This is a genomic window from Afipia sp. GW821-FHT04G03 (assembly GCF_059419985.1).
The window spans coordinates 187,473-208,614 of sequence record NZ_JBWKSV010000004.1 but is presented as its reverse complement, the minus strand read 5'-3'; the positions used below and the strand labels follow the sequence as shown (position 1 = coordinate 208,614).

The 21,142-nt window shown below is 55.9% G+C and carries 21 protein-coding genes and 1 pseudogene; 5 read left to right on the top strand and 17 right to left on the bottom strand.

The window, feature by feature from the left end:
• Positions 1-165 precede the first annotated feature (165 nt).
• From arsH to AC07UB_RS19105, 5 genes are read right to left on the bottom strand one after another with little or no spacing between them, the layout of a single operon-like run.
• Positions 166-888, bottom strand: coding sequence for an arsenical resistance protein ArsH (arsH, locus tag AC07UB_RS19125; protein ID WP_494654024.1), 723 nt, complete (start codon positions 886-888; stop codon positions 166-168).
• Positions 878-1,282, bottom strand: a complete 405-nt coding sequence (arsC, locus tag AC07UB_RS19120; protein ID WP_494654026.1) for an arsenate reductase (glutaredoxin) — start codon at positions 1,280-1,282, stop codon at positions 878-880. The genes arsH and arsC overlap by 11 nt, the downstream gene beginning before the upstream one ends.
• Positions 1,279-1,977: an aquaporin gene (locus tag AC07UB_RS19115; RefSeq protein WP_494654028.1), complete on the bottom strand. Its 699-nt coding sequence runs from the start codon at positions 1,975-1,977 to the stop codon at positions 1,279-1,281. The genes arsC and AC07UB_RS19115 overlap by 4 nt, the downstream gene beginning before the upstream one ends.
• Entirely contained in the window at positions 1,977-2,504 is a 528-nt protein-coding gene (locus tag AC07UB_RS19110; protein WP_494654030.1) for an arsenate reductase ArsC, read from the bottom strand. The genes AC07UB_RS19115 and AC07UB_RS19110 overlap by 1 nt, the downstream gene beginning before the upstream one ends.
• Entirely contained in the window at positions 2,494-2,850 is a 357-nt protein-coding gene (locus AC07UB_RS19105) for an ArsR/SmtB family transcription factor (RefSeq protein WP_494654032.1), read from the bottom strand. The genes AC07UB_RS19110 and AC07UB_RS19105 overlap by 11 nt, the downstream gene beginning before the upstream one ends.
• A gap of 112 nt (positions 2,851-2,962) precedes the next feature.
• On the opposite strand from AC07UB_RS19105, the gene AC07UB_RS19100 reads away from it, so the two are divergent.
• Complete coding sequence (locus AC07UB_RS19100; protein WP_494654033.1) at positions 2,963-3,214, top strand: hypothetical protein; 252 nt, start codon at positions 2,963-2,965, stop codon at positions 3,212-3,214.
• A gap of 285 nt (positions 3,215-3,499) precedes the next feature.
• Here the strand turns inward: AC07UB_RS19100 and AC07UB_RS19095 are convergent, their stop codons facing one another.
• Positions 3,500-4,741 carry a sensor histidine kinase gene (locus AC07UB_RS19095; protein ID WP_494654034.1) on the bottom strand — a complete coding sequence of 414 codons (1,242 nt, stop codon included), beginning with the start codon at positions 4,739-4,741 and terminating at the stop codon, positions 3,500-3,502.
• Positions 4,742-5,021: 280 nt separating this feature from the next.
• Between AC07UB_RS19095 and AC07UB_RS19090 the strand changes: the two are divergent.
• Positions 5,022-6,396, top strand: a pseudogene (locus tag AC07UB_RS19090) (transposase).
• 1,826 nt (positions 6,397-8,222) lie between these two features.
• A complete protein-coding gene (locus tag AC07UB_RS19085) occupies positions 8,223-8,771 on the top strand; it encodes a hypothetical protein (RefSeq protein ID WP_494654036.1) in 549 nt (182 codons plus the stop codon).
• Here AC07UB_RS19085 and AC07UB_RS19080 read toward each other — a convergent pair.
• The 6 genes from AC07UB_RS19080 to AC07UB_RS19055 all read right to left on the bottom strand — a co-directional run bounded on the left by AC07UB_RS19080 (position 8,763) and on the right by AC07UB_RS19055 (position 13,139).
• Positions 8,763-9,830, bottom strand: a complete 1,068-nt coding sequence (locus tag AC07UB_RS19080; RefSeq protein ID WP_494654038.1) for a nucleotide kinase domain-containing protein — start codon at positions 9,828-9,830, stop codon at positions 8,763-8,765. The genes AC07UB_RS19085 and AC07UB_RS19080 overlap by 9 nt on opposite strands.
• 155 nt (positions 9,831-9,985) lie before the next feature.
• The gene (locus AC07UB_RS19075) at positions 9,986-11,587 is read right to left on the bottom strand and encodes a recombinase family protein (RefSeq protein WP_494654039.1); all 1,602 of its coding nucleotides are present in this window, start codon (positions 11,585-11,587) and stop codon (positions 9,986-9,988) included.
• The gene (locus AC07UB_RS19070; protein ID WP_494654041.1) at positions 11,577-12,062 is read right to left on the bottom strand and encodes a DUF2924 domain-containing protein; all 486 of its coding nucleotides are present in this window, start codon (positions 12,060-12,062) and stop codon (positions 11,577-11,579) included. The genes AC07UB_RS19075 and AC07UB_RS19070 overlap by 11 nt, the downstream gene beginning before the upstream one ends.
• The gene (locus AC07UB_RS19065) at positions 12,059-12,292 is read right to left on the bottom strand and encodes a DUF3489 domain-containing protein (protein WP_494654043.1); all 234 of its coding nucleotides are present in this window, start codon (positions 12,290-12,292) and stop codon (positions 12,059-12,061) included. The genes AC07UB_RS19070 and AC07UB_RS19065 overlap by 4 nt, the downstream gene beginning before the upstream one ends.
• 218 nt (positions 12,293-12,510) lie before the next feature.
• Positions 12,511-12,732 (bottom strand): hypothetical protein, encoded by a 222-nt coding sequence (locus AC07UB_RS19060; protein ID WP_425992939.1) that lies wholly within the window; start codon positions 12,730-12,732, stop codon positions 12,511-12,513.
• A 131-nt stretch (positions 12,733-12,863) separates the two neighbouring features.
• Positions 12,864-13,139, bottom strand: coding sequence for a helix-turn-helix domain-containing protein (locus AC07UB_RS19055; RefSeq protein ID WP_494654045.1), 276 nt, complete (start codon positions 13,137-13,139; stop codon positions 12,864-12,866).
• A 202-nt stretch (positions 13,140-13,341) separates the two neighbouring features.
• Between AC07UB_RS19055 and AC07UB_RS19050 the strand changes: the two genes are divergently transcribed.
• Positions 13,342-13,908 carry a hypothetical protein gene (locus tag AC07UB_RS19050; RefSeq protein WP_494654047.1) on the top strand — a complete coding sequence of 189 codons (567 nt, stop codon included), beginning with the start codon at positions 13,342-13,344 and terminating at the stop codon, positions 13,906-13,908.
• A 14-nt stretch (positions 13,909-13,922) separates the two neighbouring features.
• Here AC07UB_RS19050 and terL read toward each other — a convergent pair whose 3' ends face one another.
• The 5 genes from terL to AC07UB_RS19025 all read right to left on the bottom strand — a co-directional run bounded on the left by terL (position 13,923) and on the right by AC07UB_RS19025 (position 18,663).
• Entirely contained in the window at positions 13,923-15,320 is a 1,398-nt protein-coding gene (terL, locus tag AC07UB_RS19045; protein ID WP_494654049.1) for a phage terminase large subunit, read from the bottom strand.
• Positions 15,317-15,751, bottom strand: coding sequence for a DUF5681 domain-containing protein (locus tag AC07UB_RS19040; RefSeq protein WP_494654051.1), 435 nt, complete (start codon positions 15,749-15,751; stop codon positions 15,317-15,319). The genes terL and AC07UB_RS19040 overlap by 4 nt, the downstream gene beginning before the upstream one ends.
• Before the next feature lie 4 nt (positions 15,752-15,755).
• Positions 15,756-17,084, bottom strand: coding sequence for a site-specific DNA-methyltransferase (locus tag AC07UB_RS19035; protein WP_494654053.1), 1,329 nt, complete (start codon positions 17,082-17,084; stop codon positions 15,756-15,758).
• 365 nt (positions 17,085-17,449) lie between these two features.
• Complete coding sequence (locus AC07UB_RS19030) at positions 17,450-18,127, bottom strand: hypothetical protein (RefSeq protein ID WP_494654055.1); 678 nt, start codon at positions 18,125-18,127, stop codon at positions 17,450-17,452.
• A 197-nt stretch (positions 18,128-18,324) separates the two neighbouring features.
• The gene (locus tag AC07UB_RS19025) at positions 18,325-18,663 is read right to left on the bottom strand and encodes a hypothetical protein (RefSeq protein ID WP_494654057.1); all 339 of its coding nucleotides are present in this window, start codon (positions 18,661-18,663) and stop codon (positions 18,325-18,327) included.
• Between the two features lie 427 nt (positions 18,664-19,090).
• On the opposite strand from AC07UB_RS19025, the gene AC07UB_RS19020 reads away from it, so the two are divergent.
• Entirely contained in the window at positions 19,091-21,136 is a 2,046-nt protein-coding gene (locus tag AC07UB_RS19020) for a carbohydrate porin (protein WP_494654059.1), read from the top strand.
• Positions 21,137-21,142 lie beyond the last annotated feature (6 nt).

Below are 21,142 nucleotides of genomic sequence, written 5' to 3'. Positions count from 1 at the left end.
CATGTATCCATTGGGAAATTCCCGTTTTCTGGAGACTCGCTTTGGAGACCGGAGAAGAAAACCACTGCGCGGTGGGGCGGCAGTGGTAATCGCAACCTTTGGCGGCGAGCAGTAGGGACTGCATTGGACAAATTCGGGGTGACACCGGCAAGCCCATCGAAGCTTTTATAGAGCCTTGCTTAGTTGAACTCGCTTTGAGAGCGCTTCCCGGCTTTCTTTTCGCTCGCTGTATCGGTTTGTGAGATATGCCGATTCATTTCGCGTCAGCAGTGTGAATTTTACGAGTTCTTCCATCACGTCGACGATGCGGTCGTAGTACGGCGATGGTTTCATACGGCCGCAATCGTCAAATTGTTCGTATGCTTTCGCTACTGAGGATTGATTTGGAATTGTGATCATCCGCATCCAGCGGCCAAGAACGCGAAGCTGATTGACCGCGTTAAATGATTGCGAGCCACCACTGACTTGCATCACGGCTAGCGTTTTTCCTTGCGTGGGCCGAACAGCCCCAATCGAGAGCGGTATCCAGTCGATTTGAGTTTTCATAATGCCGGTCATCGCACCGTGGCGCTCAGGACTGCACCAAACCTGGCCCTCCGACCAAGTCGAGAGGTCACGCAGCTCTTTGACTTTTGGGTGGTCAGCTGGAGCGTCATCGGGCAGCGGCAAACCAGCGGGATTAAAGACGCGGGTTTCCGCACCAAACGCTTCAAGCAGGCGCGCGGCTTCCATTGTTGCAAAGCGGCTAAAAGACCGCTCCCGCAATGAGCCGTACAGCAACAAAATTCGCGGCCGATGGATCGCTCGCGTTGGCTGACCTAAGTCAATCCTTGGCACTTCAAAAGCTTCCCTATCGATATTGGGAAGGCCAAGCAGGTCAGGCGGCATCGACAACCTCGCCATCCTCTTTCACAAACCGACCGATATGTGGATTCGGTAGTATTTCAAGCACCGCCTCGGATGGACGACAGAGCTTTACGCCCTTTGCGGTAACTACAATTGGCCGATTGATCAGAATCGGATTCGCCAGCATGAAGTCGATGAGATCATTATTGCTCCACTTGGAATCGGCCAACCCAAGCTCAGCGTAAGGCGTGCCCTTCTCACGGAGCAAAGACCGCACCGGCATTCGCATTTTCTCAATCAACTCAATCAGCCTTTCACGTGCGGGCGGCGTCTTGAGATACTCAATTACGATTGGCTCGACACCGCTTTGCCTAATCATGGCCAGTGTGTTGCGTGAAGTAGCGCAGTCTGGGTTGTGATAGATCGTGACACTCATAATTGCGCCTTCGAGTTTAGAGCGGGAGCATTTTGTTCCGGTCGGAATAGCCACGACATAACAACGAGACCGACAATAGCGCCGCAGATTTCCGATGCGATGAATCCCGGTAAATCGTTTGGTCGAATGCCAGAGAACGTATTTGTAAATGAGCGTGCGATCGCTACGGCCGGATTTGCAAATGAGGTTGATGCTGTGAACCAGTAAGCAGCTGTGATGTAGAGGCCGACTAACCAAGGTACAGCTTCTTTTTGAAACCGAATGCCAGCCAGAATTGTTGCAACGAGGCCGAAGGCCGCAATACCTTCGGAGAACCATTGTGCTCCGCCCGTTCGTACTTTTAGAGAAGCATCGAGCATGGGCAGAGCGAACATCAAATGCGCCGTGATTGCGCCGACGAGTCCGCCGGCGATCTGGGCCAGGACGTAAAGCAGACCAGTGCCGACTGACAACTCTCGCTTAAGCGCAAATACCAGTGTCACGGCTGGATTAAAGTGGGCGCCGGAAATTGGACCGAGGATTGTGATCAGTACGACGAGAATGGCGCCGGTTGGTAAGGTATTGCCGAGCAGAGCTAAGGCAACATCTTTCGTGAGCGTTTCGGCCATGATGCCAGAACCCACAACTGTCGCCACGAGCAACGCTGTTCCCAGTCCTTCGGCGACCAGTCGACGTGGCAGATCGAAAGCACGCATCAGCCGGCTTTCTCCTGACCCGAAGTCGATCCGTCAAGGCGACCGATTTCGCGCAGTTGAGTACCGAGCGACAGCTTATCGATTTCAGAAAGTGGCAAACTGGCAAACGCGGCCAGCCTATTTTTCAGATAACGAAACGCTGTAAGGAATGCGGCGTGCTTCTGGAGGTCTGTACCCTCCACGGCAGCTGGATCCTCAATGCCCCAATGCGCGGTCATTGGTTGACCCGGCCAGATCGGGCATGATTCACCGGCTGCGTTGTCGCAAACAGTGAACACAAAATCCATCACCGGCGCATCCGCTGCGGCAAATTCCATCCAGCTTTTTGAGCGCATGCCTTGAGCTGGATAATCCAAACTTTCAAGAATCTTCAACGCGAATGGATTCACTTCGCCCTTCGGCTCACTTCCTGCCGAGAACGATTGAAAGCGACCGCGTCCATCCTTTCGCAAAATCGACTCAGCGAGGATCGAACGTGCGGAATTACCGGTGCAGAGAAACAAGACATTGAAGATTCTATCGGACATTGAGCTTTCCTTTCGGTGAGCAAGACGACAGGCTTTCAATCAAGGGCGCGCACACCTCGGGGCGACCCCCGCAGCAGTCCTTGACCAAAAACAGCGTGACCTCTTGAAGTACGGATAAATTGGCGCGGTAGATGATCGAGCGGCTATGGCGCTCTCCAGTCACAAGACCCGCGCGGGACAAAATTGAGAGATGCGATGAGAGAGTATTCTGCGGAACACCAACAAGACGCGCCAGCTGGCCGGCTGGCACGCCGTCAGGTTCATGTTTCACGAGAATGCGGAAGGTATCGAGGCGCGTTGATTGGGCCAGCGCAGCCAAGGCATCGATTGCAACTAAATTTTCCATATATCCAGAATAACAGATATATTGAAGCGGTCAATGGTGCGGTAAACTGCAACTCTGACCGAAACATTCCCGAATTTGCAGGTGCCGCTGTAGAGACGGAGTTCGATCAGGAATGCGTGAGTTTGAATCCTCTCACTTCAGCCAGCCAGTGCGCGTTTTGGAGAATTTTATTCTTTTTGCAGAGAAAGCCCCGCCAATTGCGGGCTTTTTGAATCGCTCTCAGTCTCCGCATCCTCCGTTATCAAATAAAACTCCCGTTTTCTGGAGACTCGCCGCAGAGACCGGAGAAGAAAACCACTGCGTGGTTAGGAACCAGTCAGATCGCGCCGGAGACCTGATGGCAACAAGCCGCCTTGCAAATTGACCTACCGCGGACTTTCATGAACAGAGACAGGTTCGATCCAGACTGAGCGAGTTCGAGTCCTCGTTTTGTCGGTTTCAGTTGGAGCTCCGCGAAATCAACGTCCCAACTGATGTCTGATATCGAGCGCACAGCGGAAACCTTCTGCGAAAGTTGTCTCGTCTCACCGCAGCGGACATTGAAGCCGGGAAAACAAATCCGCAGAAAAGCACCGCGTTGCCGAGCGCCTATAGAGCGCCACCATCCAGGGAGCACCCGTCGAGCACGGCCTTAGGTCTCTTGATCAGATTAACCGGCCGGTGGTTCCAGTGAGCCGAGCGGAACATCGAGCGCGTAAACGAAACCCGTTGTCTCATAGACCAGGTGAACTTCGCCGCTGAGCTGCTTACCAAGGGTTTCGATCAACCGCGTTCCAAAGCTTCGCCGAGTGGGAGTACTCACGGGCGGTCCGTCTTTTTCGGCCCACGACAGATGCAGTCGCTTTTTCTCCGCATCGATCGTCCAGGAAATTTCGATGCGACCTCTAGGCGTCGATAGCGCCCCGAATTTTGTGGTGTTGGTGCAGAGTTCGTTGAGAGTCATGGCCAGCGCAATGACCGCAGCGGACGTGATCTTGATGTCGGGGCCCTGTATCGAAAACTTCCCCGCAGCCTCGCTGTCATATGGCTCGGTCGCGCCTCGAACAATGTTGGCGAGACTGGCGCTGACCCAACTTGCTTGCATAAGAAGATCGTGAGCCCGCCCAAGTGCGAGCAGCCGTCCTTCGATGGCATGCTGTCCGTGTTCAATGCTTGTCGCCGTACGCAGGCTTTGCGATGCGATAGCACTCACGGTTGCAAGCGTATTTTTGATGCGATGGTGCAACTCGTCCAGAATGAGCTTTTGCAGCTTGTCGGCGGCTTCACGCTCCTTGGCGTCGATGCCGGCCTGCGCAAGCAATACTTTCGCATCGATTCCTGCTTGCAGAAGCAGGACCCTAAGACTGTCGTTTTCTGCTGTCAAAACTTCTTGCGAGGGCAAGATCAACCGCGCTTTCTTGGATTCGGCGATAAGGTCAACCTTTACCGGCTCGGTCTTTAACGCCCCGATATTGACGGCGAGAAGTCCCAATGACCCTTTGCCGATCATGTCCTGAAGCTGGGCAATCATCTGCGCCGCCTCCAGCGGCTTTCCGAAAAACCGGCTGTTGATCGGTGCTTCACTTTCGGTGAGCTTCAATTGACCTGACACAAGTATAATTTTTATGGGAGGCCAACGATCGGCGACAGCGTGAGCGAGTTTCAGGCCGTCCATGCTGCCCGGCATTTGAATGTCGGTAAAAAGCAATGCGATATCGGAGCGCGCTTCGAGAATGGCAAGTGCTTCGTCAGCGTTCACCGCTTCGACCGCATTGAACCCGGCGTCTTCGACAATATCCACCGCGCGCATTCGCAATATCAACTCATCTTCAACGATGAGAACGGTTGGCAAAGCTAGGGGTGGGGTCAAAGTGGACGGTGATGCTAAAGGTGGATCAGGGATGAAAGTCATGAAAATCTGGCTCTTTCAGAATTGGAGCTAAACGGTTTATCCCGTGCCAGATGCTCAAAATGATCCCAAACGCACTAACAACGCGCTCGATCCTGAATTTGTTCCGGGCGCGCTCTGGCGCGAAGCGGACATCATAGCATGTCCGCTTTCCGGGGGCACCGACGTTTTATGCTCGATCTGAGGCCTTCCGCTTCTGGCAGATTTTGTTGCAGAAGCCCGTTGAGGCATGCGGCGAACCGTGATTCCATCCTGCTGACGCGAATCTTGGTGGGGGCAAGCCATGATGGGCCGGCTGAAGAGCGAACAAGCGCAGCTTTTCTACCAGTTTCAGCTCGACGACGCGGTTCCTGAAGATCATCTAGTGCGGAAGATCGATGCTGCTCTCGATCTGTCCTGGCTTCGCAGCGAACTCGCACCTCATTACTCGTCCACGGGCCGCCCATCGATCGACCCGGAGCTGATGATCCGGATGCTCGTGGTGGGGTATGTCTTTGCGATCCGTTCGGAGCGATTGATCTGTCGTGAAGTGCAGGTGAACCTCGCCTATCAGTGGTTCTGCAAGCTCGGCATCGAGGACGCTATCCCGGATCACTCGGCATTTTCGCGCGCCCGCAATGAGCGTTTCCGCAAGGGCAATGTTTTTCGCCGCGTATTCGAGCGCGTCGTCGAGGCATGCATCGCGGCTGGTCTCGTTGGCGGTGAAGGCTTTGCAGTCGATGCAAGCCTGATCCAGGCCGACGCCAACAAGCAGCGCTCGATCGCGGGTCAGGACTGGCACAAGGATCGCGATCCGGAGACTGCCAGCCGCGCGGTGAAGGAGTACATGGCGACCCTTGACGACACAGCCTGGGGGCGGCTACCGACGTGGTCCCGAAGTTTGTCTCGCCATCCGATCCTGCGGCCCAGTGGACCGGGGCTAACAAGGGACCGGCATTCTTCGCTTACTCTGACAACTATCTCATCGACGTGAAGTTCGGCGTCATCGTTGACGTCGAGGCCTCCCGCGCCATTCGCCAAGCCGAAGTAGGCGCGGCCAGGACCATGATTGAGCGAACGGAGGAGCGTTTTGGTCTCAAGCCAGAGCGGCTCGCGGCCGATACCGCTTACGGGTCGGCTCCGATGCTGAACTGGCTGGTCGAGGAGAAGGGCATCGCGCCACATATTCCGGTGATCGACAAGTCGAAGCGAGATGATGGCACCTTCTCACGCAGTGACTTCGACTACGACGCAGCAAACGATGCCTATCACTGTCCCGCAGGAAAGACCCTCACGACGACCGGGACGCTTGTGAATGATGGAACGACACTACTCTATCTAGCGAGAAAGCATGACTGCGACGGCTGCGAACTCAAAGCAATGTGCTGTCCCAAGAATCCATTTCGCAAAATTCCACGCAATCAACACGAAGCCGCTCGCGATGTTGCTCGTGCCCTCGCTGGCACCGAGGGCTTCGAGCAGTCACGGCATGAGCGTAAGAAGATCGAGATGCGGTTCGCACACCTGAAGCGAATCCTGAGGCTTGGTCGACTTCGACTCTGCGCGGCCCGCGGGGTGCACAAGACGAATTCACGCTCGCCGCCATCGCCCAGAACCTGAGACGGCTCGCCAAATTGGGCGCCCGGCCGCCCCCCTATGCGGTCCAGTGCCTCGCGTAGAGGAGATATTGCCTAACAGCGTCAGGGCCCAACAGGGCGGCACAACGGCCTAATCAGCAGACGCGACTTCTACAACAAAATCGGCACCTTTGAGACATGCCGACTGCATCGGGAAATGTCGGAGTTTGAGGGCAAAGCGGAAAACCTTTGCTCACACTGAGTTCTTCTCAGTTTGACCCAAGGATGGGGGTTCAGGCTAATGGTGAAACGAGGTCCATGGTTACGGCCTCAAGCATCAGAAGGGGAAGCGCAGCATGGACCAGCGCTGCCGCGCAATGGCGATCGAACGTTGGCAGCCATCGATTTCATGAGTAACCACGTTCAGTTACGAAGTGTCAGGAATTACGGCGTTTGCTCTTTGTCACGCTCCTAAAGCGGCGAGACATGGTTATGCCGATTGGACGATACATAGCCTGGGTTGGCGCATCGCTATTTGTGTTGCTGCTCGTGGTGGATTGGTGCCTTCCCAAATCTTTCCCGAAACTAGCTAGTGACCCAATCAACAGACCGGTCATTCGGATAGCCTCACTTCAGCATCCTCCCGAGCGCATCGTTATTGACACCAGTCAGCCCACCATCGTCCCGCCACCAACGCCGGTCGAACCCACAATCACAAGCGAGCCATCCCTACTGCAATCGTACGCGTCAGCACCTCCGCCTCCGCCAATAGTTGGCGTTGATAAAAAAAGGCGGACGGTCATTAAACGGCAGGGGCCTAAGGTTGTGGCCAACCAACCGCAACTGGCGAGCACCCCGGTGGTTGCGAGTGGCAGCTCGGCGACGGCCGTTCCGCTGACCAAATTGTCCTTCACGAGTATCATTTCTGGGCAGCTAGTGAGAAACCTGTTCAACCTGCATTGAAGCCTCTCCTTGTGGACCAGTTGGTGGTAGTGGCCAGGCTACCCGCACGACTGCCGCTGTTGGTGATTGAAGTGGAGGTCGGACAACGCCATCTACGTTTCGCATCCTGGCGTGAGGTTCAGCGCCCTTAACAACCCCGCAAAGCCCTCTAGGCGTCGACAGGCCCTGAGATCGACGGTGGCTTTCCCACGGTCGAAATTCTTACTCTTCTTCGCCTCTTGGCTCTTGATGCGTCGGCCTTGCGACACGGCCGCGGACTTCTTGGCGCTGGGATCGCGCCAATGCCGGCTCACAATCTTAGGGATTGCTGTTGAACGAGGAGGTCGTGGTGAAATTTCGCTTGGCGCCTTCGTAGCCAGCGTGGCCGGCTCTACGACAGCGGCGTCACGAACGTATGCAATTTCCAGCTTGTCTGCCTTGTTCAACGTATCCTGTGAAAAGGTTCTACCGACAGTCGCTTGCTCCGGAGGAGCTCCCACGGTCGGTGGAGGCGTCGGCGTTCCGGCGTCAATGTTAGCGACCATTGCAGCCACGCCACTCAAACAAACAACCGCAAGCCACGCTGTCCTGATCACGGTCAACCCCGCATGGTCCGAGTATGCGAATTGATTGTGAGCGTAAGACTGAATCAGGCACTTAAGGGGCAGCCGGGCTGGAAGCTCGTGACATCGTAGAAGAGTTTCGCACCAGAGTTAATGAGTGGAAGAGCGGCGTTGGTTGCCGGTTTACCGCAAAGTTGAATGGCGCGAGCCAATGGCGCACTGCGATACAGCGCGGAACGTTTGTCAAGTTTAAGTTGGGGAGCAGGTCACGAGCAGTATCCCTCTGAAATTCTGTATCGATATCTTGCTTATTCTCACGTCGCCCCCCGGCCGTTTATTTGACTGATCATGGCATCAACTGTCTGTTGAAATAACTAGGACACAGCGACGTGTTCTTCACAAGTACGAGCAGGCCTGCTGCGCATGTATGTCGAAGGCTTGGAGGTCTGGCATAACACCTATTGGGAATGGGAAGATGCGATCTTCGCCGGTTGCGAAATGTTTCATCAGTTGTGCCAAGAGATGCAAGGGACCGTGCACGTCGATCTTGCGAACCGCCGTCTCACTTTCGAGCCCACCGTGTCGCCCAACGTGCAGGGGATTACCGTCGGCCTCGGCATGGGGGCGGCGGCTCTTGCGCCATCCGACTGCGAGGTGAAGAAGATGTTATCGACGCAGGAGCGGGCGGCGGCGACAGCGCCGCCGCGTCTGGCTTACGTGCTCGCCGCGAAGCGGGCGCTGTTGGGCGCTCTCGGACTGGAGGTGGCCAGTGAGGCTTATTGGTCGCAGATCGAAGTCCGCCTCGACGCCATGAATACGCTCTATGTGAAGGCCAGAGAAAAGGCCCTCGACCGGGCATGGGCATTACGGGCCATTGATTACAAGGCCGCGTTCATCGAGTCGGCTGGCAGTGTTCTCTGTACCGCCACGGCGATCGCCGATGTTGCCGACGTGGACGATATATCAAAATAGACAGTCGGGAATCCGCGCGTTGAGGTCCCATTTCGGCGGATACCAGGGTGCCGGCGCCGTCCTGCCGGGCTGAAATTTTTGCTTGATCCGCGTGCGGCCGGCGACCCCGGAATATTCCGGGAACGCGACGCGTGCATATTTGGAGATTTCGCAAAACAAGTTCTGGCAATCGATCAGCTGCAGCGGCCGTCCCCATAGCGACTTGAAGTCGATATCGTGGGCGGCGAAATGCTCTTGCTGGGTTTCCCACATATAGCGGATGATGTCTTCGGCGCTGATACCATCTACGCCGACGAAACATTTATGAATGCCATCGAGTGCGCCGGGACCCGCGACGACGAAGTCGTCCTCCGAGAAGCTGGTCAGCCGACTGTAATTGAGATCAATTGCATACTGGTACGCAAGGAAAGGGCCTACCGAAGGTATTGAGCGAAGAAGGGCGAACGCATCCGCCATTTTCTCTGTTGCGACATACCGCGCAGGGAATTCTTCCTTCACAAGATATGCAAGCATCTTGAGATGGTTTTGGTGCTTGGCGCTGTGTCCGAAAAAGCTACCAGCTGACGGCATGATATAAGCAGCCGAATAGATACGCTTGCCGGCCTTCATGCATTGCGCGAGAACGCGGTTATAGCGTTCGTAACTGAACGTCTCCCAAACGATGGGGCCGACCGTCCTTTCAAGCGTTTCCCAAGTCTCGATCTTGTTAAATAACTTGAAAAGTAGCGTGCGAAAGAAGACGTTTGTTGTGTCATTCGGCAAATCGTCGCGGTAGATGACGTTGCGGATCAGGTATTGGCTGACTCTGTCCGAGGCGCGGTACGCATTCGTAAATTTGTAAACGCTCAACACCGGATCGCTCGTCGTTTGAGTAAGCGAACCCTGCAGGCGTCGAAAGAAGATGCGTTGTCGCTCAGCAGCGAAATACCAGTACGCAGCGAAGACTGGCGTCGTCGTAACGGTTTTACCGCGAATCTTTACCGATAGCCGGGGCCGCGATGACGCCGCTTCGCGGCTATCCGCGAACGGAAAGGAAAGGAAATGGTCGACATATGTCATCGGATTTCTCCAGCGTAAACGTTTTTGCACAGCTTGGCTGATTTGACTACCTTGCTTCAAGGTTCGCCTTTGGGATACATCTACCCTGTGTCAAAAAAGACTCACGAAAGGACCGGAGAGTTTCCGTCAGCGCTTCGTTAGCATCCATTTGAAAGTCACCGCCCGCTCTTGGTGCAAAGCGGGCGCACAGATTTCATGGCTGGATTTGTCATTTCGAGCCTTGAGAAACGGAGAGCGTGACATTGCTCCAACCATGTCAGCGGCAAGGTCTTCGGAATCTGTGCGAGCGAGAGCGCCGACGGTTGGCCGCCTGTCAAAATTGCCTCCGTAATGGCTGATGCTAAAAACGCATAACGCAGCTCCTGCCGCACCAGCTTTGGATGCAGTTTGACCGACGCGGCGAGCGCCTCGACAGTGTCAAACTTGTTGCTTTGCAGAGCGCGCAGCCAAGCATGAGCCCGAACAGTGGCCTGAACCAGTTTTGCATCAGGCTGGCGTTCGCCGTCCGCCTCAAGGATAGTTGCCGAGTCCGGTTGGCGGACCTGCCAAGGGATCGCGAATTTGTTCGATCGAATTTTTGCTCCCGGTGTGGTGGTGATTTTGACGGCGCGGCTGCTCAATTCGGCACGCGCGATGTAGGTACCGATAACATTGGTATCCAGCGTAGCGTTGTCGATCTTCAGCCGATCTCGCAGGGCGTTGATCACGGTCTGCTCGATGTTGATCGCGGAGACGCGTGTGACCGATCCTGCTTCCAATTTGCGGCCACGCAGGACGGCTGAGCTGACATAGAAGCGATAGCGGGCGCCGTTCTTGCTTGAAAAGCTAGGGCTCATTGCGTTGCCGCGATCATCGAACAGCTTGCCCATCAGGAGCGCAGCGCTTTCAGACCGTTTGATTTTTCGTTTGCTGGTGCTCGCCGCCAGCAGTGCCTGCACTTTGTCGAAGGTCTTTCGTTCCACAATGGCCCTATGCTCTCCGGGATACCATTTGCCGCCGTGACCGGTTTCGCCAATGTAAATCCGGTTCTTCAGGAAATGAGCGAGGGGTCCATAGGTGAACGGGATCCCGCCGTTGAACTTCTTGACCTTGGTGTTCCGCCGTTTGGTGACGATGCCACGCTTATCGAGATCGGTAACAAGGCGGCCGAAGGATTGCAGCTCGATATACCGTCGGAAGATGATGCGGACGGTTTCGGCTTCCGTGGGATTGATGACGAGTTTCTTGTCCCGAGCCTCATAACCCAGTGGCACCGTGCCACCGGTCCACATTCCTTTGCGGCGGGAGGCCGCCACCTTGTCCCGGACGCGCTCGGATGATAGCTCGCGTTCGAACTGGGCAAAGGAGAGCAGGACGTTGAGCGTCAGCCGTCCCATTGATGTGGTCGTATTGAACTGCTGGGTGACAGCGACGAACGAGATTGATCTGGCGTCGAACGCCTCGACCAGTTTGGCAAAGTCGGCCAACGAGCGGGTGAGGCGGTCAATCTTGTAGACCACGACGACATCGACCTTACCGGCGTCGATATCCTTGAGAAGATGCTTGAGGGCAGGGCGCTCAAGGTTTCCACCGGAGAAGGCTGGGTCGTCATAGGGCTGCGTGATTACCTTCCACCCGAGTGATGCCTGGCTTTTGATATAAGCCTCGCAAGCTTCCCGTTGGGCATCGAGCGAGTTGAATTCCAGCTCAAGGCCATGTTCAGTCGATTTGCGGGTGTAGATGGCGCAGCGCAGGGGTTTGGGACTGTTACTTGCCATCGGGCGCCCCCTGAGACTTTGACCGCAGCCCGAAAAACCGCGGTCCATTCCAGTTGGTGCCAGCAATCAGCGATGCGATCTCGGAGAGGCCCGCATAAGTCTTGCCATCATAGGCAAACCCGTCCGGCCGGACCACGACGCGGTAGGTCTTCCCCTTCCATGTCCGAACCAGCTCCGAGCCAGGCTTGATCCGGCGCGGAAGCTCCAGCTGTCCGTTGGGCTTGGTGGCCATCACTTTCACAAGCTGATCGAGCAGGCGCTTGGTCGGACCGGACAACCCACCATAGGCCTTTTCCTGAATCCGATGGGCAATGCTCCGGCGCAGCAGATCTGGACCGAATGCTTTCGGCGGATCCGTTCGAAGCACCTCCCGGTAACGTTTGCGCAGTTCGACGATAGGGGCGGTTGCCAGCCGACCGAGCTCTGCTTCTACGGCTGGATCGGCTGGCTTCATGGAGGAGGGGGCACGGATCATTTCGCAGTACCCGGTTTCGCGATCCGGTAGACGCGCTGTCCAGCGGTCTTGACCGAGGTTAGGTTCAGCTTGAGCTTTTTGCGCACGGTACCAGCGAAGAAGCCGCGCACCGAATGTTGCTGCCAGTCGGTTGCCTTCATGATGGCGGCGATGGTTGTACCGGACGGCGCGCGGAGCATATCGAGGACCTTGTCCTGTTTGGACACGGCCACGTTCGGCGTCTTCAGCATGACCGGCTTCTTCGGCGCGACGGAGGGCAGAACCTTCCCGGCGGATTTTGTCGGTCGCTTTGCTGACGGTGTAGATTTACGCCCGGTCTTGCGAGGCGGCTTTCGTTTGCTGGTGGGCATTTCGGTTCTCCTGCTTCAACGACAGCATCATGTGCTGCCACTGCCGCAAGCCCATCGTTCGCAGACGGGCCGAGAACCTTTCGGTTGGAGAAAGAGCTTTACTCGCTCGACAACCGGTTGAGCAGCGAAGCCGCATCCTGCAAACGGCCGGTCTCATAGAATATCTGTTCGAGATCCATCGAAACTCTTACGCCTTCGGCGACACTGCCGGCCAGCGCACAGGCCTCGGCGGCCTTGGCAATCCGTGCGGCCTCGCCAAGGCGAATGCCGATCTCGGTAAGGATCAAACCTATCGCCTGTTCCGTGATTTTGCGGTCCATCATCGCCTCCGTTTACGGCGACAGTGACGCTCCACGTGCAGGGAAAGTCGAGTGGAAAGGCAGCAATCTAGTGGCTCTTATCAGCAGGTCCGAATCATAAAATGATCCGACAAGAAGCCTAAGCTGTACGGCTATTTGATCGGGCGCTTTGCAGCGGCCTTGGGCGAGCCTTTTCCGCCAAGGTAATCCTTAAACAACTTCACGGGATCTGCGCCAAGAGCGCGCGCAATGGCCGTGAACTCGATGATATCGAGGCGGCGCTCCCCGTTTTCATACTTGGCAACAAAAGATTGAGGTCGCCCGAGTTTCTTGGCCAAGGCCTGCTGTCGAACATCCGCAGCTTTCCGCACTGCGACAAGCAGGTCGATCAGTCGGGCATAGTCCGCGGATTTGAGGGTCTTCTGCATGCGCCGCCTGGGCCGTGAATCGGCGGCGCACAATTTGATCCCAGAAACGGATTATCCCAAAATAGGATCAAAAATTAACTCTGACCTGCTTCTTTCCCTCCTAATCGGCCTTCGGACTGGATGTTGATGCGCAACGAAGCGACTAGCGGATTGGCGCTTTACGCGGTGTGAGCGCGGCAATGAGAGACGGAAAGAGACGCAAATGGAAAACAGTGCAACAACGTTATCCACTCCGAAGCAGAGTGAGCATCAGGTCGCTGTTCAGGTTCGAGAGATCCTGGCCGCGCACTTTCCCGATTACATCGTCGAAACCGGAAAAAGCCTGCTCTACAAGATCGAGGTCGATCCGTCCGGCCAGCTGAGCCATGAGAACGCTGCAAGCCCTATGCGTGGGCAAAACGCTTTTCAGACGGACATTCTGATTACCAAGGATGCGATTCCGCTGGTCGTTATCGAACTAAAATCTGGATCTTTCACATCTCATGACGTCATTACTTATAGCTTCAAGGCGGCGCGGCATAAGCAGATTTATCCCTATCTCCGGTACGGTTTTGTCGTCGTCGGATTGGACGGTCTTGGCCGTCGGTTCGTGACCCACAACGAAGGGTTTGACTTCGCAATGGCACTTCCCGATAGCGCTACAATCCAAACCGATCTTGTCGCGCTAGTTCGTCGGCAAATCGCGGGCGCGGAAATATTATGCGATCTGATGCGTTCCGATCGGATCAAGATCCTGCGTTATGAAGAGACTGTCGAAATCGATCGATAGACGGCGGCTCGCCATCATCCGACCCAGGAAAGGGTCGTATCATATCCCCAGGTCTTGAACGCAAGCGCCTGGCTGATGCTATCGACGATGTCATCAGTCTTGCCCTGCGGGAACCTAAGGAGCTCGGATTCGACTTCCGCGAGGAAGTTCGCCGTGCGGGGGAATAATACCATGCCGGCTTCGAACTTCGCCTGCTGGACGTAAAGGCGACCGATCTTGTCACGTTCAATTGCCACGGCCTTTACTGGGTAGCTGCCAAGTTGCTTGAGTTCTTGGGCCAACGCGATGCCGGTCGAGGCATCCTCGATCAGAATCCGGTCAGGCTTAAAGCGGTCGGCGAGGGCGATGACGGTTTGTTTAAGGCGGGGATATTCGTAGCGACCACGCGTGACATCCATCAGGTAATATCGCTTATCGACCACCATCCACGTGGTGCAGACGCTCCAGTCATTCTGAGCGCCGTCCTTGGCAGCCGTATCCCAAGACTGGACCACTTTGGCCTTGTAGGTGCGCTCAGGCAATTGATCGTAATACTGTAGCCATTGGCGGTGGATCATCGCGCCACCGTCAGGTACCGGGGATTGTTGATACTGAGCACTGAAGATAGCGGAACCCATTTCTGAGCGAAGCTTCTCCAAGGTTGAGAGAGTCTCGTATTGGGGGTGAAGGGCTTCGCCAGCCCGGCGCATGTGAAACTCGCCGTCACCGATGGCGATTTTTTCCTCCACCTCGGCAATGGCGGGCAAGCTCAGTATGGTCCAATCGTTGGAATTTTCGGCGAGGAAACCCGTCAGATCATTAAGATGAACCCGCTGCATGACCAGAATGATGACACCCGTGGCTTTGTTGTCGAGGCGCGAGAGCAAAGTGTTTGTGAACCACTGGTTCAGGGAGTTACGAAGAGTGTCGGATTGCGCATCCACTGGCTTTTGCGGGTCATCCAGAATGATCATATCGCCGCCGAGGCCCGTCAAAGTTGCCGAAACGGAAGTCGATCGGCGAAAGCCGCGTCTGGTGGTGAAGACATCGGAATCGGCGATCCGAGCGACGCGCATGCTCGGAAATGTTTTTCGATACCAATCGGACTGAACGATCGCTCGAAAGTCGGCTGCATGTTTGGCCGAAAGGTCGTTGCTGTAGCTCACACCAAAAATCTTCATTCGAGGATTATGCCCGAGCAAGAACGCCGGCAGAATCACAGACACCGTCAAAGACTTCAGGTATCGCGGCGGCATGTTGAGGATCAGACGGTTGACCTTGCCGTCCCGAATGCGTTGGAGCTGGTGCGAAATCGCCTTGATGTGCCAATTCGGGAGGTATTCAGCTCCCGGATTGAGCATTAGAAAGCAGCGATGAAGGAAGCTCTCGAAATCGTTGCGCAGGATGGAGTACAGCAGATCTTGATCCTTCACGGCAATTTCTCCTTTCCACCAAGTGTGGATTGGAAATTCCGCAGATAGGCATCAAGAACGGCCTTATCGTCAGGATTGACCTCCGACTCGGCGCTCGCTGTAGAGGCAATCGCGGCCAGCCGGTTCAGCACGAACGCTGCGCTCTTGGTGTTGCCCTTGAGCGAGTCCTCCGCGAGCTTGTGAAAGATTCCCTCCAGAATAGTGATCTTTCGAATCCGCCCGTTCTGTCGGATTTCGATTTTACGATTCAGGAGCTCCATAAGGATAGTCGCCTCGCTTTTAGCCCCCTTCGGACGACCTTTTGGATTGCCGCTTTGGCCTGGCTTGAATTGTCGAGAACGAGGCGGCTTCCCATAGCCAACGTCATCGTCGCTCGGCTCCAGCCGTACCCGCTTCCGGAAGACACGCTCAATTTTTGGGATCGATGCCATTGTGTTAGATCCTTACGCGTTTGAGAGCAGGGGAGGCGGACCGCTCTGCGGCCACCTCGCCGAAGGTTTGGCCGGTGGCCTCTAGGATTGCGTCGCGTTTGGTGAATTCCTGCCAACGGCGGATCGCAACATCGATGTACAAAGGGTCGATTTCGATGCCGTAGCCGCGCCGACCGACCTTTTCGGCAGCAAGAATGGTGGTGCCGGATCCCATAAAAGGATCGAGCACAATGTCGCCACGACGCGAACAGTCCCGCATGGCGTCGGCCACCAGGGCAACGGGTTTGACCGTTGGGTGAACGGTCAGCTCGGCGAGGCGATCTTTGCGGAACGTATTGACGCCGGCGTACTCCCAGACATTCGATCGGGAGCGGCCAAACTTGCCAAGTTCGATATTGTTCTGGTGGCGGCCGGTGCCATTCTTGAACACAAGGATTAGCTCATGCTGGGAGCGGTAAAAGCTGCCTTGCCCGGCATTGGTTTTGACCCAAGCGATTATGTTTTTGAGCTCAGTGAAAGCTTCTTCGCCGGCTGCAAGGCACTCACCAAGGTGCCGCCAATCCATGCAGCAGAAGACGATTGAACCGTCTTCTAAATACCGAGCCACCAAGTGCATCCAGCTGGCAAGGAATTCGGTGAACTCGGCGCGCGACATCTCGCCGGAGGCGGAGGCAAACTCGCGATGCTTGGTTTTTCCGCGACCTTGAACGGAGCTGATTTTGACATTGTAGGGCGGGTCCGTAAAAGCCATGGCGGCGCGGGCGGTGCCCATCAGCTTTTTGATATCCCCGGGTTCTTTCGAATCCCCGCACAACAGCCGATGTTTCGACAGCGTCCATATATCGCCAGTTCGACTGATGGCCTTGGCTTCTACCTCGGGTACGACATCGCCAGGTTGACGCTCAGAGTCGAGGTGATCGCTCATCAGGCTGTCGATCTCGGCAGCTTCAAAGCCGGAGAGTTCGATATTGAGCTGGCATTCGGGGAGCAGAACCGCGAGTTCGCCAAGCTCCGCTGCGAGAACGGGATAATCCCATCCCGCGTTCGTCGGGATTTTGTTGTCCGCTATAGTAAGGAGGCGTTTCTTGGCATCGCTTAGGCCCGACATGACGATTGTCGGCACTTCCTTCAGCCCAAGCTCAAGCGCGGCGAGATAGCGGCCATAGCCGCAAATGATAACGCCGTCTTCGTCGATCAGGATCGGATAGGTCCAGCCGTAACAAAGGACCAAGTTCGCGATCTGCCGAATTTGTTTCTTAGAGTGTGTTCTTGTCTTACGTTTGGGCGCTCGCAATGAGCGTACAAGCGTCATGACGACGCGGTCGTGGGTCACAGTGAGCTCCTTTCATTTCGAAGGGAGCTCTTACATCCATCATTTTTTTGCTGAACGCATCAATCGCGATCAATGTGAGATTGTGGCAAGATTTAAGATCGCATTCGGGGGCTTTTTGTACAACGGCGGCGGGCCTGCCTATTCGCCTTTGGTTTGGCCAAAAAGCGCTTCAACACACTGAGCCGCTGCGGACCGTCAAGGATTCCCTTCATCGGCCCGCGATCGGCCGCTTCGCGCGCCCGACGTTTCATACCCTCAATCGCACGCTTAGAAACTGTGACAAAAATCGTGGACATTGTATGCCTCCATTGCATGGAAGCTAATGATGTCACACGGGATGTCGTTGTCAGCCGCGCTGATCAAACTCAAATTGTGGCACGGCGGGGGCGCGCCCTTTTGTGACGAATTCCGAACTTGCTCAAGGTGTCGGAGATCTTTTGCTCCGATACAACCTTGCTGTTCGGATTATGCTTGAGCAGGTCGCCCTGTATTACCTTCAGATACGGAACATTATCCAGGTCTCGAAGAGCACTGTAATTGAGAAGGTTCAATTCGCGCGCCATCGCAATGAAGTCAGGCCCTTGAGAACCGGCCGGAAGAGCGTAACACCGATCCTCCGCTTCCGCCGATGAAATCGTCTGATGGACGATCTGCCAATCACGTTCGGTGGTTTTGTACGGCAACTTCGCCGGAGTAATTTGAACTGCTCGGAGAACCCTGCCGTCGATTAGGGTCACATTAACATCGCTGTCAACCAAGGCGTCCGCCAACTTAACGGTTTCGAAATCAATCGACTCCGACCGATATCTGGCACGGCATATTTTTGAGCTGCGCAACCAAACTGTGTAAACGTGGCGATTACCGCGCTCAAATAGAAGTCCAGTGAGAGTGACAGCCTCGCCCGATGGCAGCGTTAAATCGCCACATGTTATCCTAGCTTGATCGCCGGATTGAAAGCCTGCTTCGTCGCTGAGCGCCGCGACCGCGTCCGCAACAGAAAGCATGTAAGGTTTCCGGTCGCTAAGATTGATGTGGACTGTCATGTCGAGCCTCGCGTACCCAAGATTCTCAGGTTGGAGAGCTCGGAGTATCTATGTCAAGTGCAGAGTGACCCGTTCCGGTGCGGCTGCAATCAGATCCGATCCGTGGGTTTTTTCGCGTAATGATGGATGAGTGTTTTAGGGGATGAAACCTGCACTAAAAAGCCCGCACTTCTGCGGGCTTTTTGCTTCTCCAGTTTTCAGTGGTGGCCCCAGTGGTGTCCGCCGTGATGACCACCATGGTGTCCGCCAAAATGTCCGCCTCCGAAACCAAATCCGATGCTCGGTCCACCGCCATAATAATAAGGCTGTGGGGCATAGTAAGCCTGCGGAGCATAGTAGCCGTAGCCCCCACCGTAAGGGCGAACGTGTCTATGGCGTGAGTGATGACGATGACGCCGATGCTGCGAACTGAACTCATTAATTTGCGCAGTGTGGGTTGCAGCCTGCGCCTTCACCGAGTTGTTTGCTGCATTGGCGGCGGAACCGCCGAGGAGCGCCGCTGCACCGACGGCAAATGCGATAGCTAGTTTTTTCATTTCTTTCCTGACTCCAAATACATGTCATGTGGAGCAATAATTACGATGGGAGATATCCGTTCCAGCTCTCCAGATTAAATTTGCGATAAGCCCTTGAACATTCATTCATATCGATGAACCCATCGCTGGGTTGACGAGGTTAACTGCGATGATGTTGCCCCTTGTGTCTTTTTCTAAAAGCCCGTCAGCCTCCGATAAAGGGACCGGTATAGACTTCTCAGATTTTGAGACGCTCTCCGTGCCGCTTAGAACCAACAACCCCTAGGCCGTTGACGCCTACTAGTTTCGGACGAGCCGACGCTACGCGCGGCTTCCGGTGGCCGGGTACATGCCTGAGCTCGTTGCTATCCATTTCGCAAAAATCTTGTTGCAAGTTATTCGCAACAAGTATTTGATAGTCATTCGCAAGTAGCTCTGACAACTTAGAATGGCGACATTTTTTATGACGCTGCGAGGCCAAAACGTCATCCGCGAGCCGCGTCGCGGCGCGAATATCTTGAAAAGCCTGTTCGCCGGGATCGCGCTCGGGGCGCTGTTGTTCGACGCCGGCCTGGCGGCCGACAAGCCCATTGCGATGCCGCTCAAGGAGCAGCGCGCTGGGACATATTTCGATTGGAGCGGCCTCTATATCGGCGCTCACATGGGGTACGGCTGGGGTCGCTCCAACGCGACGCGGTTCGATCCGCTGCCGTCGGCACTCTCCCACTCCTATAACGGCATCAACGGCGGCGTGCAGGCCGGGTATAATGTCGTCTTGCCCTCGCGGATTTTGCTCGGCGTCGAGGCCGACATCACGTTTCCAAACTACATCAACTCTAACGCGGTGGTGTCGTCCCCAAGATCTGCGGAGGCTGGCCTGACCGAGAAAATGGATTACGTCGGCTCCGTGCGCGCGCGCCTCGGTTATGCCCGACCTTCATGGATGGTCTATGCGACTGGTGGATTCGCTTGGCAGGGCACACGGTTTGCCAGTGACCTATCGGGCGGACTGGAAGAGAAAAGTATCCAGCGTCGCACCGGCTGGGCTGCCGGGGCCGGATTCGAATATGCCATCGATCCGCTCTGGTCGGCGCGGCTGGAGTATCTCTATTACGATTTCGGACCGGCCGACGTCCGGTTGCCGTCGGGAGCGCGCTATGCCTCGGCACTGGATTTCCAGACGCTTCGCATCGGCCTGAACCGCAAGATCGATTGGCCGGGGAGCACGGGATCGCAGCCTGTAGCGGCAAGGACCGCGCCGTCATCGGACATTTGGGAAATCCACGGACAGACCACCTACCTGTCGCAGGGCTATCCCGGATTTCATGCGCCCTACACGGGCACGAACAGCCTGACGCCCAGCCGCCAGTCGCAGGCGACATGGAGCAACAGCCTCTATCTGAATGCCCGGCTGTGGGACGGCGGCGAAGTCTACTTCAACCCTGAATTGCTTCAGGGCTTCGGCCTCAGCAATACCGTCGGCGTCGCCGGCTTTACCAGCGGCGAGGCGCAAAAATCGAACTTCCCTTATCCGCGCTTCAACCCGTCGCGATTTTACCTGCGCCAGACATTCGGCTTCGGCGGCAAGCAGGAAGAGTTGCCCAGCGGCCCCGGTCAACTCGCGGGGAAAGCGGACGTCTCACGGCTGACAGTACAGGCCGGAAAGTTCGCTGTCCCCGATGTGTTCGACGGCAATGCCTACGCCAAGGATCCCCGCAAGGACTTCATGAACTGGTCGATATGGGCGCCGGGCGCGTTCGACTATTCCGCCGACAAGGTCGGCCTGACATATGGCGTGACGGCCGAACTGAACCAGAGATACTGGGCGCTGCGCGCGGGTTACTTCCTGATGGTTTCGGAATCGAACTCAGGCAATTTCGACATGAAGGTGTTTCAGCGTGGCAACTACATCCTCGAGCTCGAAACGCGCTATTCGCTGTTTTCGCAGCCGGGGAAATTCCGCACCATCGCCTGGCTCAACAGTGCTTATTCCGGCGGTTACCGGGACACCTTGAACGATCCGGTACTCAATCTCGACATCAGCCAGACGCGCCGCGGGCGGATTAAATATGGCTACGTGTTCAACGTCGAGCAGGCGATCACTAGCGATATCGGCGTATTCGGCCGGTGGAGCTGGAACGACGGCAAGACCGAGATTATGGTCTTCACCGACATCGACGCCAGCCTGTCGTTCGGCGCGTCGATCAAGGGAACCTCATGGGGAAGGCCGGACGACGTCATCGGGATCGGCGGCGCGTTCAATGCCCTATCGAAGGACCATCGCGACTTTGTCGCGGCCGGCGGCCTTGGCGTGCTGATCGGCGACGGGCAGATCAATTACCGGCAAGAGAAAATCCTTGAGGTTTATTATGCGTTGGCCCTCAACAAGCAGATCACGCTGACCGCCGACTATCAGTCCATCACTAATCCGGCGTACAATGCGGACCGCGGCCCGGTATCGGTGTTCTCAGGCCGCCTGCGCGGAGAATTTTGACGTCGT

Bases quoted from the DNA above. Each gene is read 5' to 3' on its own strand.
- arsH (WP_494654024.1), bottom strand. From the start codon at position 888: ATGCCGCCTGACCTGCTTGGCCTTCCCAATATCGATAGGGAAGCTTTT.
- arsC (WP_494654026.1), bottom strand. From the start codon at position 1,282: ATGAGTGTCACGATCTATCACAACCCAGACTGCGCTACTTCACGCAAC.
- AC07UB_RS19115 (WP_494654028.1), bottom strand. From the start codon at position 1,977: ATGCGTGCTTTCGATCTGCCACGTCGACTGGTCGCCGAAGGACTGGGA.
- AC07UB_RS19110 (WP_494654030.1), bottom strand. From the start codon at position 2,504: ATGTCCGATAGAATCTTCAATGTCTTGTTTCTCTGCACCGGTAATTCC.
- AC07UB_RS19105 (WP_494654032.1), bottom strand. From the start codon at position 2,850: ATGGAAAATTTAGTTGCAATCGATGCCTTGGCTGCGCTGGCCCAATCA.
- AC07UB_RS19100 (WP_494654033.1), top strand. From the start codon at position 2,963: ATGCGTGAGTTTGAATCCTCTCACTTCAGCCAGCCAGTGCGCGTTTTG.
- AC07UB_RS19095 (WP_494654034.1), bottom strand. From the start codon at position 4,741: ATGACTTTCATCCCTGATCCACCTTTAGCATCACCGTCCACTTTGACC.
- AC07UB_RS19085 (WP_494654036.1), top strand. From the start codon at position 8,223: ATGTATGTCGAAGGCTTGGAGGTCTGGCATAACACCTATTGGGAATGG.
- AC07UB_RS19080 (WP_494654038.1), bottom strand. From the start codon at position 9,830: ATGACATATGTCGACCATTTCCTTTCCTTTCCGTTCGCGGATAGCCGC.
- AC07UB_RS19075 (WP_494654039.1), bottom strand. From the start codon at position 11,587: ATGGCAAGTAACAGTCCCAAACCCCTGCGCTGCGCCATCTACACCCGC.
- AC07UB_RS19070 (WP_494654041.1), bottom strand. From the start codon at position 12,062: ATGATCCGTGCCCCCTCCTCCATGAAGCCAGCCGATCCAGCCGTAGAA.
- AC07UB_RS19065 (WP_494654043.1), bottom strand. From the start codon at position 12,292: ATGCTGAAGACGCCGAACGTGGCCGTGTCCAAACAGGACAAGGTCCTC.
- AC07UB_RS19060 (WP_425992939.1), bottom strand. From the start codon at position 12,732: ATGGACCGCAAAATCACGGAACAGGCGATAGGTTTGATCCTTACCGAG.
- AC07UB_RS19055 (WP_494654045.1), bottom strand. From the start codon at position 13,139: ATGCAGAAGACCCTCAAATCCGCGGACTATGCCCGACTGATCGACCTG.
- AC07UB_RS19050 (WP_494654047.1), top strand. From the start codon at position 13,342: ATGGAAAACAGTGCAACAACGTTATCCACTCCGAAGCAGAGTGAGCAT.
- AC07UB_RS19040 (WP_494654051.1), bottom strand. From the start codon at position 15,751: ATGGCATCGATCCCAAAAATTGAGCGTGTCTTCCGGAAGCGGGTACGG.
- AC07UB_RS19030 (WP_494654055.1), bottom strand. From the start codon at position 18,127: ATGACAGTCCACATCAATCTTAGCGACCGGAAACCTTACATGCTTTCT.
- AC07UB_RS19025 (WP_494654057.1), bottom strand. From the start codon at position 18,663: ATGAAAAAACTAGCTATCGCATTTGCCGTCGGTGCAGCGGCGCTCCTC.
- AC07UB_RS19020 (WP_494654059.1), top strand. From the start codon at position 19,091: ATGGCGACATTTTTTATGACGCTGCGAGGCCAAAACGTCATCCGCGAG.